We start from the raw sequence: 17,464 nt of genomic DNA on the forward strand, positions 1-17,464 counted from the left end.
AAGCGGAAAGGCCTGATCCAGACGGTCAGAAAAACACCCGGGCGGTCATGTTTGCTTGGTGCTCCGGCGACGCCTTCTATATTCTTGCTGACGCTGGACGCCTCGAACGAAAGCCGGCGCTCGACTCGGCAGGGGACAGACCCGCATTCACGCACGGCCAAAGGAACGCAGATGAGCACCACCAGCACGCCGCTCTCCGGCGTCAATCAGCCATTGAAGGGCATCGCACTGATTCTGTTTGCGACCTTTCTGTTTTCCAGTCATGACACGCTGTCCAAATACCTCTCCGGCATCTACCCGATCATGATGGTGGTCTGGGTGCGCTATGTGGTGCACACCGGGCTGATGGCGTGCATTTTCATGCCCTCGGCGGGCCTGCGTGTGCTGCGCACCAAGCGCCCGGGGCTGCAGGCGTTGCGCGCGGTGTGCCTGCTGGGCACAAGCTTGTTGTTCACCAGTGGGCTGATGTTCATCCCGATCGCCGAAGCGACGGCGGTCAACTTTCTCGCGCCGCTGCTGGTCACGGCCTTGTCGGTGCCGCTGCTCAAAGAGACGGTCAGTCGCGGTCAATGGATCGCGGTGCTGGTGGGTTTCAGCGGGGTACTGGTGATCGTGCACCCCGGCGGCGAGCTGTTTCGGCCGGCGGTGTTACTGCCGCTGGGCTCGGCGTTCTGCTTCGCCTGCTACCAGTTGCTGACCCGTCTGGTCGCGGCCCACGACAGCCCGACCACCAGTAACTTCTTCGCCGGTCTGTTCAACAGCCTGTTGATGAGCGCCATCGTGCCGTTCTTCTGGCAGTCACCGGAGTGGAAGCACATTCCGTTCATGCTGGCGCTGGGCACCTGCGGCATGGTCGCGCACCTGATGCTGACCCAGGCCTTCCGCTTCGCTGCACCGGCCATGCTGGCGCCGTTCGGGTACTGTCAGATCGTCTTCGCCGGCTTGTGGGGCTACATCGTGTTCAACCATTCGCCATCCCTTGTCGCCCAGGCCGGCATCGCGATCATCTGCCTCAGCGGCCTGGCGGCGGCGTGGCAGCAGCGCAAGAAGGGCGGTTGATGACGGCGGGTTCATGACCTGCGCGGCGCCATGAAATACATCCAGATCAACGCAATGAAGTACATCACCGGGATCAGGGTGAACAGCACGCTGTAGTTATTGTGCGTCGCGGTGAGGACCGCGCCGACGATCTGCGTCATGAACATGCCGCCGATGGCCGCGCACATGCCGCCGAAGCCGAACACCGTGCTGATCATGTGCCGGGGCGTGTAATCCATGACCAGGCTCCAGATGTTCGCCGTCCAGGCCTGATGCGCACCCACCGCCAGGGCGATAGCCGTGACGGCCACCCACAGACCGCTGGCGTTGGCGGCGAACACAACGCCAATGATCGTCAGCGCGAACACCAGCATCGACAGAAAGCGTGCGGTCATCGGCCGCATGCCCCGGCCGATCAGCCACGAAGACAGGATCCCGCCCCCGACACTGCCGAAGTCGGCGGTCAGCCAGATCAGCATCAGCGGGATGCCCATCTGCGTCACGCTGATGCCGAGGTTGTATTGCTGATTCAGAAACGGCGGCAGCCAGTACAGGTAAAACCAGAACACCGGCGCGGTGAGGGCGTAGGCGAGGGCAAAGGCCCAGGTGCCGCGCATTTTCAGGATGCGCGAGAGCGGTACCTTTTCCCCTTCAGGCCCCGTTTCAGGGTCGGCATCGCTGTCGATGTAGGCGCGCTCACTGGCACGTACCGTCGGATGGTCGTGGGGATTGAAATACGTCAGCCGCCAGGTGATGACCCAGACCAGCCCCAGCGAGCCCATGCAGATAAACGCCGCCTGCCAGCCCCACACGGTCAGGATCAGCGGCAACAAGGCAGGCGTGACCATCGCGCCGACGTTGGTGCCGGCGTTGAAAATGCCGGTGGCCACGGCGCGTTCTCCGGCCGGGAACCACACCCGGGTGACCTTGACGCAGGCCGGGTAATTGGCGGCTTCGGTCAGACCCAGAATAAACCGGCAGACCATGAAGCCCGCCGCTGATGTCGCCAGACCGTGGGCGCCCGTGGCGAGACTCCACAGCAGCACCGCTAGGAAGAACGCGCGCTTGACGCCGACCCGATCGATGAAACGCCCCTGCAGCAGAAAACCGATGGCGTAACCGACCTGAAACCAGAAGTTGATGTTGGCGTAATCCATCGCCGTCCAGCTCATCTGCTCCGCCAGAATCGGCTGCATGACGCCCAGTGCCGCGCGGTCGATGTAGTTCAGGGTGGTGGCGAAGAACACCAGTGCCAGCATGCCCCAACGGGTTTTGCCGACGGCCAGGGCGCCGCGAATCTTGTCGTTCATGCCGGCATGGGGCGGCGCAGGGCGGGAGGCGACCGGGGCAGGCGAAGCAGAAGGGGAACGCATAAGCATCAAGCCTGTTTTGAAATTGTTATGGTGGTGTCCGCGCGGCCAGGGCAGTGGCCCTGCAAAGCGTCATACAACTAACCGTATGGTTCATTTCATTTGATGCCATGTCCAACGGCGCGAATAATCCCACGAACGCCCGCCAGGTTCGAGCCTCATCGACGCCAGGTGGCCATGTGATTATTCAGGAGATTCCCCCCGCATGCAGCGCTCGATCGCCACTGTTTCCTTGAGCGGCACCCTGCCGGAAAAGCTCGAAGCCATTGCTGCAGCAGGTTTCGATGGCGTAGAAATCTTTGAAAACGACTTGCTCAATCACAACGGCAGCCCGCGTCAGGTGCGGCAGCTGTGCGCGGATCTGGGCATCGCTATCACCCTGTTTCAACCGTTCAGTGACTTCGAAGGCTGTCGCCGCGAGCACCTGCAGCGCAACCTCGACCGCGCCGAACGCAAATTCGACCTGATGCAGGCACTCGGCACTGACCTGATGCTGGTCTGCAGCAACACCGCCAGCGACTCACTGGGCGAGCGAAACGTACTGCTCGATGACCTTGGGTCGATCGCCGAGCGCGCAGGTGCGCGTCAGCTGCGGGTGGGCTATGAGGGCCTGGCATGGGGACGTCACGTAAACACCTGGCAGCAGGTCTGGGATCTGGTCCGGCAGGTCGACCATCCGGCCCTCGGCGTGCTGCTCGACAGTTTCCACACGCTGTCGCTCAAGGGGGATCCGAGCGGGATTGCGCAGATTCCCGGCAACAAGATCTTCTTCGTGCAAATGGCCGACGCGCCGCTGCTGAACATGGGCGTGCTGGAGTGGAGTCGGCATTTCCGGTGTTTCCCGGGGCAGGGCGAATTCGATTGCGCGGGTTTCCTCGCGGCGGTCCTGCGCAGCGGTTACACCGGCCCGCTGTCGCTGGAGATTTTCAATGACGTGTTTCGCGCCGCACCCACTCGGGCCAACGCCGCCGATGGCCTGCGTTCGTTGCTGCACCTGGAGGAGCAAACCCGCGCGCTGCTGGACCAGCAGTCTCAACCCGCTGCACCGTCATTGTTGTTCCATCCGCCGGCGCCCAGCGCCTGCAACGGCGTGGCGCTCATCGAGTTCGCCGTGGACGATGCCCAGGGTGCACGGCTGGGCAGCTGGCTGCATGGCCTGGGGTTCGGCACCTTGGGTCAGCACCGCAGCAAAGCCGTGACCCTGCTGGGGCAGGGCGATATCAAGATACTGTTGAACGCCGAGCGCTTCTCCTCACCTCCGATGCCTTCCGCTGCGGCTTCTTTCGCTGCCCCTTCTTTCATGAACTCCGCCCTCGAAACTCCCGCCCCGTCGCTGCGCGCCATGGCGTTGCGGGTGAACGACAGCGCTGCTGCGCTGGAGCGGGCGAGTCAGCTCAATGCCGAAACCCATCGCGGCCCGGTGGGCCCTGATGCTCGAGCGGTCCCGGCAGTGCGCGCGCCGGACGGCAGCCTGATGTATCTGATCGAGGCCGCCGCACCGGGGCAATCGAGCTGGGACAGCGACTTCACCCTGAGCCCGCCACCCTTCACGCCAAGCGGTTTGCAGCGCATCGATCACGTTGCCATGGCCTTGCCTGCCGACAGGCTCGACAGCGCGGTGCTGTTCTACAAAGCCGTGCTGGATTTCGAGGCCGATGCCGATGCGCTGCTGCCCGACCCTTACGGGCTGGTGAAAACCCGGGCGCTGCGCAGCCGTTGCGGCACCGTGCGCCTGTCGCTGAACACCCCGGATCATGGCGACACGGCCATCGCCCGCGGGTTGGCGAGCCACGGCGGCGCAGGCGTTGATCACGTCGCCTTTGCCTGCGACGACATCTTTGTCCAGGTCGCCCGCGCCGAAGCGGCAGGCGTGCAGTGGCTGGATATTCCCCAGAACTACTACGACGACTTGGGAGCGCGCTTCGGTTTCGACGACGGGTTCCTCGACAAACTGGCGCAGCACCACGTGCTGTATGACCGTGACGCCCACGGTGGCGAGCTGTTTCACGCCTACACCCAAGCGTTCGACGAGCGTTTTTTCTTTGAAATCCTCCAGCGCAGCAACGGCTATGCGGGTAATGGCGAGGCGAACGCCGCGGTACGCCTGGCGGCGATGGCCCGGGCCCGCAGCGGCTCGGGACGGGCGTGATCGCCCATGGCGCCTGGTGACGAGCCGCTTCCGTAACGCACCGGTGCGGCCCATAATCCCGCGATTCCACCGTGGTCGTGAGCCCCGCATGAAAACCGTTGACGACAGACTCGCCGAAGCGCGCCCAGATGAACGCGCTCAGTCGCCGCGCAAGTCCCGCAAGAACAATCCGGAAAAAACCCGTGACGGCATCCTTCAGGCGGCCGTCGCCGAGTTCGTCGCCCAGGGCCTCTCCGGCGCACGCGTCGATGCGATTGCCGAGCGCACGCAAACCTCCAAGCGGATGATCTATTACTACTTCAACAGCAAAGAGCAGCTGTACACCGAGGTGCTGGAGAAACTTTACGGCGACATCCGCACCACGGAAAGCAGCCTTGACCTGGACGTGCTCGCACCGGAAGCAGCGATCAGGCGGCTGGTGGAATTCACCTTCGATCACCACGACCGCAACGTCGATTTCGTGCGCATCGTCTGCATCGAAAACATCCACAACGGCGCCAACGTCAAACAGTCCGCGACCATCCGCGAGCTGAGCCGGAATGTCTTGCAGGCGCTGGACGAAACCTTGCGGCGCGGTGAGCAGGCCGGCGTTTTCCGGCCAGGCGTACAGGCCGTGGACCTGCACATGCTGATGAGCTCGTTCTGTTTCTACCGCGTGTCCAACCGTCACACGTTTGCCGAGATTTTCCAGATCGACCTGGAGGACGAAGGGGTCAAGGCGCGGCAGAAAGCGATGATCTGTGATTCGGTGATGCGCTACTTGCTGCCGTGACGGGCGAGTTCAACGCCACGCCGGCCTGAAGACCCGAACGATGCCGCGACGCCAGTCTGCGCTGATCGCCACTGGCCAAAACCACCACGCGTTCTGCGCGCTTTGACTATTGCCCATCCACGCGGCAGAGCGGAGTATTTCGCCCCTCCAACAATAAAAGTGTAAGGACGACACAATCATGCAGATCGACGGCAAGGTATTCCTGGTCAGTGGCGGCGCGTCCGGGCTGGGTGCGGCCAGCGCACAGATGCTCATCGACGCCGGGGCCAGGGTGATGCTGGTGGACGTCAACGCCGAGGCGCTCGCGGCGCACGTGGAAAAACTGGGCGGCAAGGCCCGGGCCAGCGTCAGCGACATCACCCGGGAGAGCGACGTTCAGGCCGCAGTGGATGCGGCGCTGAGTGCGTTTGGCCAGATCAATGGCGTCATCAACTGCGCCGGCATCGTCGGCGCCGAGAAAATCCTTGGCAAAGAAGGCCCCCACGGCCTCGACAGTTTCAGCCGGGTGATCAACGTCAACCTCATCGGCAGCTTCAACCTGCTGCGCCTCGCTGCCGTGGCCATCGCCGAAAGCACGGCCGACGCCGGCGGCGAGCGTGGCGTCATCATCAACACCGCATCGGTCGCCGCCTATGACGGCCAGATCGGCCAGGCGGCGTATGCGGCCTCCAAGGGCGCCATTGTCAGCCTGACCCTGCCCGCCGCCCGTGAACTGGCGCGTTACGGCATCCGCGTCATGACCATCGCCCCGGGCATTTTCGAAACGCCGATGATGGCCGGCATGACCCCCCAGGTGCGCGAGAGCCTGTCCGCCGGCGTGCCATTCCCGCCACGCCTGGGCAAGCCCGAGGAATACGCCGCGCTGGCACGCCACATCATCGAAAACAGCATGCTCAACGGCGAGGTGATCCGTCTGGACGGCGCCTTGCGCATGGCGGCTCGCTAATCGAGGAAATTCCATCATGTCTTTGAACAAACGTCAGACGTTGAACGACGACCCTGTGGTAATCGTGAGTGCTGCGCGCACGCCCATGGGCGCCTTTCAGGGTGATCTCAAAAGCCTGACTGCGCCGCAATTGGGCGCCGCTGCCATACGCGCCGCGGTTGAGCGCGCGGGCATTGATCCAGCGCAGGTCGATGAAGTGCTGTTCGGTTGTGTGTTGCCGGCCGGGCTGGGCCAGGCGCCTGCGCGTCAGGCGGCATTGGGCGCCGGGCTCAGCGACGCCACCACCTGCACCACCTTGAACAAGATGTGCGGGTCGGGCATGCAGGCGGCCATCCTCGGCCACGACATGCTGCTGGCCGGCAGCGCCGACGTGGTCATCGCCGGTGGCATGGAGAGCATGTCCAACGCGCCGTATTTGCTGGAGAACGCCCGCAGCGGTTACCGCATGGGCCACGGCCAGATCATCGACCACATGTTTCTCGACGGCCTTGAAGATGCCTACGACCGTGGTCGACTGATGGGCACCTTCGCCGAGGAGTGCGCCGGGCTGGAAAATTTCAGCCGGGAAGCCCAGGACGGTTTTGCGGTCGCCTCGCTGACCCGGGCGCAGGAAGCCATGACGCGCGGCTGGTTCGACGCTGAAATCGTCCCGGTGGAGGTCACGGTGGGCAAGGAGCGCAAAACCATTCGCCAGGACGAGCAGCCACCCAAAGCGAAGCTGGACAAGATCCCGCTGCTCAAACCGGCGTTCCGCGAAGGCGGCACCGTGACAGCAGCCAACTCAAGCTCGATCTCCGACGGCGCTGCAGCCCTGACCCTGATGCGCCAGTCCGAAGCACAACGACGTGGGATCACGCCGTTGGCGGTCATCCATGGCCACGCCGCTTATGCCAATGAGCCGGGGTTGTTTCCGACCGCACCGGTAGGCGCCATCGACAAGCTGATGAGCAAGACCGGCTGGTCCCTGGCAGACGTGGACCTGTTCGAGATCAACGAAGCGTTCGCGGTCGTCGCGCTTGTCACCATGGCCCGCTTGGAACTGCCCCATCACAAGGTCAACGTGCATGGCGGCGCCTGCGCATTGGGCCATCCCATTGGCGCATCAGGGGCGAGAATTCTGGTGACGTTGCTGTCGGCGTTGAAGCAGCGGGGTCTTAAGCGAGGGGTCGCAGCCATTTGCATCGGCGGCGGCGAAGCGACTGCGATGGCCGTTGAGCTTATTCTTTAATATCAATGTCTTGTACTGCGTTTCGCATGTTAAATCTACGATAGCAGCTGACTGCATTTCACGATAAGAAAAGGTCGATAAAACAATGAATTACATGACTATCCTCAAAGAGGTTCGAGGTCGGGTTGCCCTCTTGACCCTCAATCGCCCACAGGCGCTGAACGCCTTGAATGCGCAGCTCATCAGCGAACTCAACCACGCCCTCGACGAGCTGGAGGGCGATCACGGCATCGGCTGCATTGTTCTGACCGGCTCGGCAAAAGCGTTCGCCGCCGGGGCTGATATCAAGGAGATGGCCGAGCTGAAATACCCGCAGATCTATCTGGATGACCTGTTTAGCGACAGCGATCGGGTGGCCAATCGCCGCAAACCGATCATCGCCGCCGTCTCGGGGTTTGCCCTCGGTGGCGGCTGCGAACTGGCGCTGATGTGCGACTTCATTCTGGCGGCCGACAACGCGCGCTTCGGTCAGCCGGAAATCAAGCTGGGCGTGCTGCCGGGCATGGGCGGCACCCAGCGTCTGACCCGGGCGGTGGGCAAGGCCAAGGCCATGGAAATGTGCCTGACCGGGCGCCTGATCGACGCCGTCGAAGCGGAGCGGGCCGGGTTGGTGGCGCGCATCGTGCCGCAGGACCAACTGCTGGATGAGGCAATGAACGTCGCGGCCGGTATCGCAGCGAAGTCGCTGCCGGTAGCCATGATGGTCAAGGAAAGCGTGAACCGCGCCTTTGAAGTCAGCCTGGCCGAAGGGATTCGTTTCGAACGCCGGGTGTTCCATGCGGCGTTTGCCAGCGAGGACCAGAAGGAAGGCATGGCGGCGTTCATCGAGAAGCGCGAGCCGGTGTTCAAGCATCGCTGATTCAGGTCAGGCGCTGGCGCGTCTCAGGGGTGTCTTCTGGCGCCAGCGTGTATAAAATGCGCCGGTCGCCGCGGTTCACCCCCGGCCTGTCATTATCGATCACCCTATTTTCAGCGTTTATCGTCATGGGCCCGGCGTGCAAGACACGTCGGATCCGAGCGATTCATCGCCATCGGAACAAGAGAGCAATCATGGGCGCACAGTGGAAGGTCAAACACAAAGAAGCGGCAGCCAACGCCAAGGGGCGTATTTTCGGCAAGCTGTCCAAGGAAATCATGATTGCCGCGCGCTCCGGCCCTGACCCCGACATGAACGCGCGCCTGCGACTGGTGGTCGAGCAGGCCAAAAAAGCCTCCATGCCCCGCGAGACCCTGGAACGCGCCATCAAGAAAGGCGCCGGTTTGCTCGGCGAGCACGTGCACTTCGAAAAATTGACCTACGAAGGCTTCGCCCCGCACAAAGTCCCGGTCATCGTCGAGTGCCTGACTGACAACATCAACCGTACCGTGTCCGAGATCCGCGTGCTGTTCCGCAAGGGCCAGCTGGGTGCCGAGGGTTCGATCACCTGGGATTTTGACCACCTGGGCATGATTGACGCCGTCGCGGCCAAAGACGATGCAGACGCCGACGAAGCCGCCATCGAAGCCGGTGCTCAAGACGTTGAACAGGGCGACGAAGGCGTTGCAACGTTTTACACCGACACCACCGACCTCGACGCCGTGTGCAAGGCGCTGCCTGAGTTCGGCTTCACCGTCGAGTCCGCCAAGATCGGCTACCGCCCGAAAAACCCGGTTGAAGGCCTGAGCGAAGAGCAGATGGCCGAGGTCGAAGCGTTCCTCGAAGCGATCGACAGCCACGATGACGTGCAGAACGTGTACGTGGGTTTGGCAGGCTAACGCTGGCTGGGCCAACTGACTGAAGCCGGTCCCACTGAATGATCGAGTGCACATAGTGGGACCGGCTTTAGCCGGGAAGGCGTCGGTGGGCATACCGCTAAATCGACGGTGTCCATGCTGGCCTCTTCCCGGCTGAAGCCGGTCCTACTGAATCATCACGAGCACATCGTAGGACCGGCTTTAGCCGGGAAGGCGTCGGATGGCACACTGCAAAGTCAAGGGTGCCCACGCTGGCGTGTTCCCGGCTAAAGCCGGTCCTACAGTTGTGCGGCGTCCTCTGGATTGAGTCCCGCTGACACGCCGCAGGCTTAGTGGGACCGGCTTTAGCCGGGAAGGGGCCAGACGGCTCACCGCAGAACGCCAGCGTTCAACACTGCTGCGCAACCTCGGCAAACCCAGGCCGCTGCATCACATCCGGCTGCACGCAACGCCGTTCCAGCTCTCGCAGCTGGGCAGTCTGCGCATCGCTCTCTGCGCAACCGTCCAGCAACTCCCCCAGCAATACCCCGAACGCCCGGACTTCAATGCGTTCCAGCCTCTGTCCCGTTTCTTCATCCGGATAGAATGCCGCTGCGCCGAAATCCCCCAGCAGGCTGTCACCACCCTCGTTCCAGAGGATATTGTGGCCGTAGAGGTCCCCGTGGTTAATCCCATGGGCGTGCAAATGTGCGCATGCCGCGGCGATCCCGGCAGCCATGCACTTCACGGTCGAAACGCTCAGCCGGGTGCCGCCATGGGTGTCACGGGTGCAGGATTCCAGGGTCGGAGGACGCGCAAGGGTCACGAATGACGGCGAAATCAGCTCCATCACCAGACCGCGAGCGTCCTGCGGGTGATCCTGAATCTGCCCGAGCACGGGAATCAGGTGAGCATGCCGCCCGGCTGCAATGCAGGCCTGCATCTCGTTCAACGGCGAGCCGTCGCTGGTGACATCGCCTTTGTACAGCTTCACGGCAACGTCCAGCGCCGACGCGTCGGCATCCGCGCGCCACTGCGCCTGTTGAATCACTCCGGAGGCGCCTTCGCCCAGCACCTGTTGCAGCGCCAGTTGCGGCCACGGAATCTGCCGAATCGGCTCTTCAGTGTGGATGTCGTTCAGCGGGTTGCCGGCAAACGCCAGCCAGGCCAGCGCGGGCATTTCCAGCAGCCAGCGCGGCAGTTCATGGAAATCGTTGACCGCGATCCGTACCAGTTCCAGGCGCTGACAGCGGGCCAGTGATTCCGGCAATTGCCGCAGCCGGTTACCCGCGAGCATCAGCTTCTGCAGCTGCGCACAGTCGCCGATGGCTTCAGGCAGAGTCTCGATGCGGTTGTCGGTCAGCACCAGCGAGCGCAGCGAGGGCGGCAACGCGACGGCCGGTACATCAGCGATATCGCAAGCCTTGAAACCGACGAAGAACAGCTGCTCGCACTCGCCCAGGCATTCCGGCAGGCGGGTAAACGGGTTGTTGGAGCAGAACAGGATTTTCAGGCGCTTGAGCCGGTGCAGGTCGGCGGGCAATTCGGTCAGCCGGTTGCCGCTGAGGTCCAGCACTTCCAGTGAATCGGCGAGGCTGAAAATCTCCTCAGGGAATTCGCCGAGGTCGGCGCTGAGATTGAGCCGCGTGATGCCTGCCAGTTTGCCGGCACGCAGGTCTGCAAGGGTGTGCATGGGGGGAAGGGCGCCTGTGGTCAATGGGCGCCCATGATACCCAGTCGTCGCGCCCTGTGCTCGCTTGGCCGCAAGCACCATGGGCAGAGGCTCAGCTCAGGCAGCGATCCAGCAATTGGTGCATGCGATCGAGGGACGGCACCGATTCGGCGTACAGAATGCGGTAGACCATGGGCGCGACAACGGCATCCACCAGTTCATCAGCCGAAGGACTCTGTTCGCCGCGGTCCCGGGCGCGGTCGATGATGATCTGCAGCTGATCGCGAACCATGTTCAGGCACTTGCCCGAGCACAGGGTCGCGCTGCTGGAGACCACGTCGCGCATCATCTCGCGGCCGGGCGCCGAGTTGGTCTCTTCGAGGTAGACCTCGACCCAGGTGCGCAGGTCATCGCGCAGGTTGCCGCAATCCACCGGCTCGTCGGGGCGCAGACGCTCGACAGCGGCATCGGCCAGCAGTGAGGTCAAGTCGCCCCAGCGCCGGTAGATGGTGGACGGCGTGACACCGGCACGGGCTGCAATCATGGGCACGCTGAGGGCTGAACGCTCCTGCTCCTGGAGCAGATCGCGAACGGCTGCGTGAATCGATGTCTGCACCCGGGCACTGCGGCCGCCGGTGCGAATGCCTTCTTTGATAGCCATGCTGCGGACCCTAACACAAAGTATTTGCTTTAAGCAGACGCTGCTCGCACACTCCTAACGCTAATTAATAGCTTTTGTGGCGTGCTTTTTCGGGAGAGTGTACTCGTGTCTGATTCTTTGCAGAACCCGCAAGTCGATGGTCGGGGGCGGAGCCACTTGGGTTTTCTGGCTTTCGTGCTGCTGTGTTTCTTCGCCGCGTCCAGCGCGCCCACGCCGCTTTACCACCTCTATCAACAGGCGTGGGGCTTCTCATCGGTATTGTTGACGGTGATTTTTGCCGTTTACGCCATGAGCCTGCTGGCGACGCTGCTGGTGTTCGGCTCGCTGTCGGATTACCTCGGCCGACGCCCGGTGATATTCATCGGGCTGCTGCTGGAGATCGTCGCGATGCTGCTGTTCATCGCCGCCACGGACGTCAGTTGGCTGATCGTTGCGCGGGTGCTGCAGGGCGTGGCGACCGGCATTGCCACCAGCGCGTTGGGCGCCGCGATGCTCGACAGCGATGCGCAGCAGGGGCCGTTGCTCAACAGCATCACACCGATGTTCGGCATGGCACTGGGGGCGCTCGGCACCAGTGCGCTGGTGCAGTACGCGCCGCTGCCCATGGGCCTGGCCTATGGCTTGCTCCTCGCGGCGTTCGCGGGTCAGGCGGTGTATCTGTTGCGGGTCGCTGAAACGGTGACCCCGCAGGCGGGCGTGCTGAAAACCCTGCGGCCGCGGCTCGCCGTACCTGTACAGGCCAGGGGGACATTGCTGCTGGTGCTGCCGGCGGACATCGCCGCCTGGGCGCTGGGAGGTTTCTTCCTGTCCCTCGCACCGTCGCTGCTGACTGCTGCGACCGGCTCGACCTCGGTGCTCAACGGCGGTTTTGCCGTGGCAGCGCTGACCATCAGTGGTGCGATTTCGATTCATAACCTGCGCTTGCGCGCGCCCCGGCTGGCCTTGTTGGTGGGCTGCAGTTTTCTGGCAATCGGGGTTTCAGTGATTCTGGCGGCGGTGAATCTGGGCTGGTTGTGGCTGTTCTTCACCGGCGCGGTGGTGGCGGGGATCGGCTTCGGTGCGAGTTTTCTCGGCGCCCTGCGGCTGTTGCTGCCCCTGGCCCACGCCCACGAGCGGGGCGCATTGATGGCGGCCTTTCTGGCCTTGAGTTATCTGGCGTTCTGCATTCCGGCGCTGCTGGCCGGCGTGTCGATCAAAACGGCGGGCTTGGTGACCACCACCAATGTCTACGGCGGGGTCGTAGTCTTGCTGGCGGTGTCGGCGCTGGCCGGTCTGCTGATTCAGCAGGCCGGCCAGGCCAGGGCCGCCTGAGCCGCGTTACCGGTTATGACGCAAAATCGAAAAATTCAGCGCCGAAGCGACGGTCAGCCAGACCAGGTACGGGAACAGGATCAGCCCGGTGATGAGGTCCAGCTGGATCCCCAGCACGACCATGGCGGCTACCACCAGCCACAGCAGCGAAATGATGATCAGGCCCGCCATGATGCGGTGGGCGCCGAAGAACACCGGCGTCCACAGGGTATTCAAGGCAATCTGAGCGGCCCATAACGCCAGCACGGTTTCGCTGCCGGGGATCAGGGTCAGGCGATAACCGGCCCAGGCCAGCAGCAGATAAATCGTCGTCCAGGCCACCGGAAACAGCCAGTTGGGCGGGGTGAAGCGTGGCTTTTGCAGAGATTCATACCAGCTGCCCGGTTTGAAAATGATGCCGGTGCTGGCCGCCGCGGCGCAAGCGATGAGGAAGATGTAAAACGTCATGGGGGGTCCTTTGCTGAAAGCATTCGAAGTGCGGGCCGTGGGGCCGTCTCGGCATTGGATGCTTATGCGCCGGAAAAATCCGGCGCGCGTGCAGATCAGCCGTGACCCAATTGGCTGAGGCGTTCTTGCACGGCGTCGTCGAAGATCATGTACAGCGTTTCTACATCGGCCGGGCGAAGACGTCGGCTGGTCTCCAGGCTGAGGATGAAACTGATTTCCATGGAGGCCTCGCGTTCGAGGTCTTCCTTGGTGGTGGCGGCATTCAACGCGCGCACCAGATCGTCAATCGCACCCTGGATGGGTTTGGGAAGCCGAAGTGCAGCGATTCGCTCTTGGGGCATTGCTCAGTCCTGGGGTGGCGGGTTGTGCGGCGAACCGAAAGGCATAAAGCCCTGGCGCCTGGGATCGGGGCGTATTGTGGCCGAGTTACGGCGCAGATCCCACCAGCGGAAACAAAATAGTGAAAGGCAGCCCTTGCCGTAATCGCTTTTAACGGACTGCCCCATGTTTGTATCGCTCAAGTTACAAAAGCCCGCGCCGACACCCTGTTCAGGAAGTCTATTACTCACTTGAACAGGGAAGTGCCATGTCAGCGATTGCTTCGGTCACCTCATCCGCCCAGTTGATGCCAGTGGTCAAACCGGCGGCCACCGTCGCGCTGAATGACAACGCCGCTGCTGCCACCACCAGCGCCACGCCGTCGTCCGTCGTCATGCTCGGCCAGGACGACAAGGTCAGCGGCCCGTTGGTCTACAACGTCCGTGGCCTGATGCCTGATGCCAACGTACCGCCCGCCTGGGAGTACACCCGGCAGGACAAGGTCTCGCTGGCGATGATGGGCAATTTCAGCACCTCCGCCACAGCCGGTCGCTTCCAGGGCCTGGGCGCGACGCTGCTCAGTCAATTGGCGCAGACCGGCCAGAACATTTCCCAATCGGTGCTGCGCTCGACGACCGGCAAAGCATTGGAGCCTGCAGAGCTCGCTGCCGCCCAGGACCGCCTGCACAGTCATCCGGCGAACAGCATCAGCCTGACGCTGAAAACCGCCAGCGGTAAAACCATCGAGCTGAGCCTTTCCAGTCAGGACGACGGTCTGGCGGTGCAGGCCCAGGTGAGCGGGGGCGACCTCAGCGACGACGAGCTCAACGCGCTGAATGCCATGGCGGACGGTTTTCAGTCGGCCATCGACGGCCTGACGGCCAAGCCGCCGACCCTGAAACTCGACGCCTTGACCCATTTCGATTCGAAGGCCTTTGCCTCCGTTGATATGAAAACCAGTTTGAAACTCGAAGACGGCAGCGCCCAGACCCTTGAACTGCACGCCGATGCCGACCAGCGTTCGGTGCGCATGAGTGGCGCGCTGGGGAATCTTGAGCTGTCGGTGGACCTGAAAAACGCGGCCATTCGGGGTGACAGTGCTCAGCAGGCGAAAGCGCTGGACGGCTATGTCAGCCAGATCGAGTCGGCGCGCAAACGCGGTGACGGCGACGCGCAGCTGCTGTCGATGTTCGAGGACGCGTTCAAAACGCTGCACTCCAATTACCCTGACACCCGCGCCTCCACGGCGGCGAAGACGGTGAGCTCGATCGAACTGACGGACACCGATCACGGCCTGTTGACCGGCCTCGGCGACTTCAGCGCCTCGGTCAGCGAGAAGAGCGTCGAAGGCAACCCGGCACGCCCCGGCGAACTGGACACCTTCGCCTACACCCTGTCGCAAACCACCCAATCCAAGGGACGCGACCAGTTGAACCGGACCATCGTTCAGGACCAGCAATCTCAGCTCACCGCCAGTTATCACAAGCCCCTGCCAGGCGGGCAGAAGCTGGCGTTGAGCACCGATCCCGCGAGCCAGAACTACCTGTATTACCAGGTCAGCGATCAGGCCAGCAGCAAAGCCAGCATTGGCTATAAAAAAGGCGAACTGGTCGATGCGACGCTGAGCCAGTCCGCCAGCCAGTCGACGCGCATTGCCAAATACGTAATGGGCCGCCTGGAAAAAGACACTCACATGCCGGTCTCCACCTCCAGGACCCAAAGTTTCCTCAGCGTACTGCAGCAGGCATTGCAACAGGACAAAGAGGCGAAGCAGGGCCGTGGCACGTCGACCCTGAAAGACACCCTGGCCGGGATTCATGCCAAGGTCCTGTTGCAGAGTGATCCGTCGAAGCTGAATGGCTGATAGCGGTACACCCTCGGTTTCGCAGCGCGCCATCCGGCGCTTTCCCGGCTAAAGCCAGTCCTACAGTCGAGTTCGCACCCGATCTCACTGGCTGGATGAGCTGCCTTCGTAGGACCGGCTTCAGCCGGGAAGGGGCCAGCATGATCACACTCCGATTTTGGCCGTGCTCCGGCAACCAGGCGCTCAAAGACCTGGGCCTGGCAAAATTCGAGCACCCGGCTATAAACAAAGCGTGCCAAGCATGTTGCTGTCCCCAGAGGCTAGAAGCCCGGAGTGTTATCGATGATTGACCGTGAGCTACCGTATCCCCGTAAACCCCCGCTGAGTAATCCCGAAAAACTGGCGCGTCTGGCCGGCATTGGCCTGATCGTGCTGATCGCCGCCGGCGCGTTTGCCTACGTCAATGGCAGCCTCGACCCACAGCGACTGACACCGGCGCGGGTGGTTGACGTCTTCGAACGCAACAACGGTGTGCATCCCGGTTACCGTCGCAACCACCCGAAAGGCATCTGCGTCGCCGGCGTGTTCGAGAGCAACGGCGCCGCTGCCAGCCTCTCCAAAGCCGAAGTCTTCGCCAGCGGGCGCACCCCGGTGATCGGCCGCCTGGCCGTGCCCACGGGCAATCCGTATTCCCCCGACAGCGCCGCGCCATTGCGCAGTTTCGCCGTGCAGTTCACCCAGCCCAACGGCCAGCAATGGCGCACGGGCATGAACAGCATGCCGGTGTTCCCGGTCGGCACGCCTGAGGCCTTCATCGATCTGCAGATCGCCACCGGACCTGACCCCAAGACCGGCAAGCCCGACCCGGCGAAACCCCCGGCGTTCTTCGCCGCGCACCCGGAAGCCCAGCCGTTTCTGGCGTGGGTCAAGACCGCCAAGCCGTCGGCCAGTTTCGTCACCGAGACCTACAACAGCGTCAACGCCTTCGTGCTGGTGAACGCTGATGGCAAGCGTCAGCCGGTGCGCTGGAGTCTAGTGCCGGAGGCGACCGATGCGGCACCGGCGCCGGATGCCAAGGAGTACCTGAACAAGGATCTCAACGACAGACTGGCCAGCGGCCCACAACGCTGGAAGCTGATTCTGACCCTGGCCAACCCCCAGGACCCGACCAACGACGCATCCAAAGCCTGGTCCGGCGAGCACAAGACCGTGGACGCCGGGACCTTGGTGGTCGATGCCGACAGCTCGCAGTTGAACGGCGACTGCCGCGACATCAATTACGACCCGCTGATTTTGCCCAGTGGCATCGAAGGCTCGGATGACCCGTTGCTCGCCGCGCGATCGGCGGCCTACGCCGCGTCCTACATGCGCCGCACCAGTGAAGTCGATCAGTTGAAAGCCGAACCCGCCCTGGAGAAACAGCCATGAGCACGCCCGTCAAGCATTTCGCCCCACTGGCGCGCCTGCTGCACTGGGTGATGGCGCTGATGGTCATCGCCATGCTGTTCATCGGCGCCGGCATGGTCGCGTCGGTGTCCGAGCGTCATGAATGGCTGCTGAACCTGCACAAGCCTTTGGGCATTGCGATTCTGCTGCTGGTCATCGTCAGGATCATTGTGCGTGTGACCACGGTGACGCCGCCGTTACCGGCTGACTTGCCGGCCGTGCAGGCGCTGGCGGCGAAGCTGTCGCATTACCTGCTGTATGCGCTGATGCTGGCGATGCCGCTGATTGGCTGGGCGATGATTTCCGCCGCCGGGGATCCGGTCATGCTCGGCAGTTCAGTACGGCTGCCGTCCATCGTTGCCGCCAACCCTGACACCTTCGCGGTGCTGCGCAAGGCCCACGCCTACCTGGCGTACCTGTTCTTCCTGACGATTCTCGCGCATCTGGCTGCCGCACTGTTTCACGGCTGGGTGCGGAGGGATGAAGTGCTGGACAGCATGCTGCGGGGGAAATCGCGGGATTGATGCTTGTCGTCACCGCGATTGACGCCATCGCCAGCAGGCGCGAACCCGCTGGCGATGGCGTTTCT

The 17,464-nt window shown here is 63.0% G+C and carries 16 protein-coding genes; 11 read left to right on the forward strand and 5 right to left on the reverse strand.

Going from position 1 to position 17,464, the window contains the following annotated elements; genetic code table 11:
* Positions 1-171: 171 nt before the first annotated feature.
* Positions 172-1,059 (forward strand): DMT family transporter, encoded by an 888-nt coding sequence (locus BBI10_RS17520; RefSeq protein WP_065990546.1) that lies wholly within the window; start codon positions 172-174, stop codon positions 1,057-1,059.
* 11 nt (positions 1,060-1,070) lie between these two features.
* Here the strand turns inward: BBI10_RS17520 and BBI10_RS17525 are convergent, their stop codons facing one another.
* Positions 1,071-2,348: an MFS transporter gene (locus tag BBI10_RS17525; protein ID WP_167355814.1), complete on the reverse strand. Its 1,278-nt coding sequence runs from the start codon at positions 2,346-2,348 to the stop codon at positions 1,071-1,073.
* A gap of 265 nt (positions 2,349-2,613) precedes the next feature.
* On the opposite strand from BBI10_RS17525, the gene BBI10_RS17530 reads away from it, so the two are divergent.
* From BBI10_RS17530 to BBI10_RS17555, 6 genes are all read left to right on the forward strand, one after another.
* Entirely contained in the window at positions 2,614-4,557 is a 1,944-nt protein-coding gene (locus tag BBI10_RS17530) for a bifunctional sugar phosphate isomerase/epimerase/4-hydroxyphenylpyruvate dioxygenase family protein (protein ID WP_065990552.1), read from the forward strand.
* An 88-nt stretch (positions 4,558-4,645) separates the two neighbouring features.
* Positions 4,646-5,329 carry a TetR/AcrR family transcriptional regulator gene (locus BBI10_RS17535; RefSeq protein WP_065990556.1) on the forward strand — a complete coding sequence of 228 codons (684 nt, stop codon included), beginning with the start codon at positions 4,646-4,648 and terminating at the stop codon, positions 5,327-5,329.
* Positions 5,330-5,507: 178 nt separating this feature from the next.
* Positions 5,508-6,275 (forward strand): 3-hydroxyacyl-CoA dehydrogenase, encoded by a 768-nt coding sequence (locus BBI10_RS17540; RefSeq protein WP_065990561.1) that lies wholly within the window; start codon positions 5,508-5,510, stop codon positions 6,273-6,275.
* Positions 6,276-6,291: 16 nt separating this feature from the next.
* Complete coding sequence (locus tag BBI10_RS17545) at positions 6,292-7,503, forward strand: acetyl-CoA C-acyltransferase (protein WP_065990563.1); 1,212 nt, start codon at positions 6,292-6,294, stop codon at positions 7,501-7,503.
* An 85-nt stretch (positions 7,504-7,588) separates the two neighbouring features.
* Positions 7,589-8,362, forward strand: coding sequence for an enoyl-CoA hydratase (locus tag BBI10_RS17550; protein WP_065990565.1), 774 nt, complete (start codon positions 7,589-7,591; stop codon positions 8,360-8,362).
* 191 nt (positions 8,363-8,553) lie between these two features.
* Positions 8,554-9,258 carry a YebC/PmpR family DNA-binding transcriptional regulator gene (locus tag BBI10_RS17555; RefSeq protein WP_065990568.1) on the forward strand — a complete coding sequence of 235 codons (705 nt, stop codon included), beginning with the start codon at positions 8,554-8,556 and terminating at the stop codon, positions 9,256-9,258.
* A gap of 367 nt (positions 9,259-9,625) precedes the next feature.
* Here BBI10_RS17555 and BBI10_RS17560 read toward each other — a convergent pair whose 3' ends face one another.
* Positions 9,626-10,909, reverse strand: a complete 1,284-nt coding sequence (locus tag BBI10_RS17560) for a leucine-rich repeat-containing protein kinase family protein (RefSeq protein ID WP_065990569.1) — start codon at positions 10,907-10,909, stop codon at positions 9,626-9,628.
* A gap of 91 nt (positions 10,910-11,000) precedes the next feature.
* Positions 11,001-11,549 carry a TetR/AcrR family transcriptional regulator gene (locus tag BBI10_RS17565; RefSeq protein WP_065990570.1) on the reverse strand — a complete coding sequence of 183 codons (549 nt, stop codon included), beginning with the start codon at positions 11,547-11,549 and terminating at the stop codon, positions 11,001-11,003.
* A gap of 105 nt (positions 11,550-11,654) precedes the next feature.
* Between BBI10_RS17565 and BBI10_RS17570 the strand changes: the two genes are divergently transcribed.
* On the forward strand, positions 11,655-12,860 hold the full coding sequence (locus tag BBI10_RS17570; RefSeq protein ID WP_065990571.1) for an MFS transporter: 1,206 nt from the start codon (positions 11,655-11,657) through the stop codon (positions 12,858-12,860).
* A 6-nt stretch (positions 12,861-12,866) separates the two neighbouring features.
* Here BBI10_RS17570 and tspO read toward each other — a convergent pair whose 3' ends face one another.
* Together tspO and BBI10_RS17580 are read right to left on the reverse strand one after the other, a co-directional pair.
* Positions 12,867-13,307 carry a tryptophan-rich sensory protein TspO gene (tspO, locus tag BBI10_RS17575; protein ID WP_065990573.1) on the reverse strand — a complete coding sequence of 147 codons (441 nt, stop codon included), beginning with the start codon at positions 13,305-13,307 and terminating at the stop codon, positions 12,867-12,869.
* Positions 13,308-13,402: 95 nt separating this feature from the next.
* Positions 13,403-13,648 (reverse strand): hypothetical protein, encoded by a 246-nt coding sequence (locus BBI10_RS17580; protein WP_065990575.1) that lies wholly within the window; start codon positions 13,646-13,648, stop codon positions 13,403-13,405.
* Positions 13,649-13,893: 245 nt separating this feature from the next.
* Between BBI10_RS17580 and BBI10_RS17585 the strand changes: the two genes are divergently transcribed.
* From BBI10_RS17585 to BBI10_RS17595, 3 genes are all read left to right on the forward strand, one after another.
* Complete coding sequence (locus BBI10_RS17585) at positions 13,894-15,489, forward strand: hypothetical protein (protein ID WP_083233156.1); 1,596 nt, start codon at positions 13,894-13,896, stop codon at positions 15,487-15,489.
* Positions 15,490-15,771: 282 nt separating this feature from the next.
* Complete coding sequence (locus BBI10_RS17590; RefSeq protein ID WP_065990577.1) at positions 15,772-16,857, forward strand: catalase family peroxidase; 1,086 nt, start codon at positions 15,772-15,774, stop codon at positions 16,855-16,857.
* Positions 16,854-17,399, forward strand: a complete 546-nt coding sequence (locus tag BBI10_RS17595) for a cytochrome b (RefSeq protein ID WP_065990580.1) — start codon at positions 16,854-16,856, stop codon at positions 17,397-17,399. The genes BBI10_RS17590 and BBI10_RS17595 overlap by 4 nt, the downstream gene beginning before the upstream one ends.
* Positions 17,400-17,464 lie beyond the last annotated feature (65 nt).

The sequence above is a fragment of the Pseudomonas graminis genome, from assembly GCF_001705435.1.
GTDB classification, from domain to species: Bacteria; Pseudomonadota; Gammaproteobacteria; order Pseudomonadales; family Pseudomonadaceae; genus Aquipseudomonas; species Aquipseudomonas graminis_B.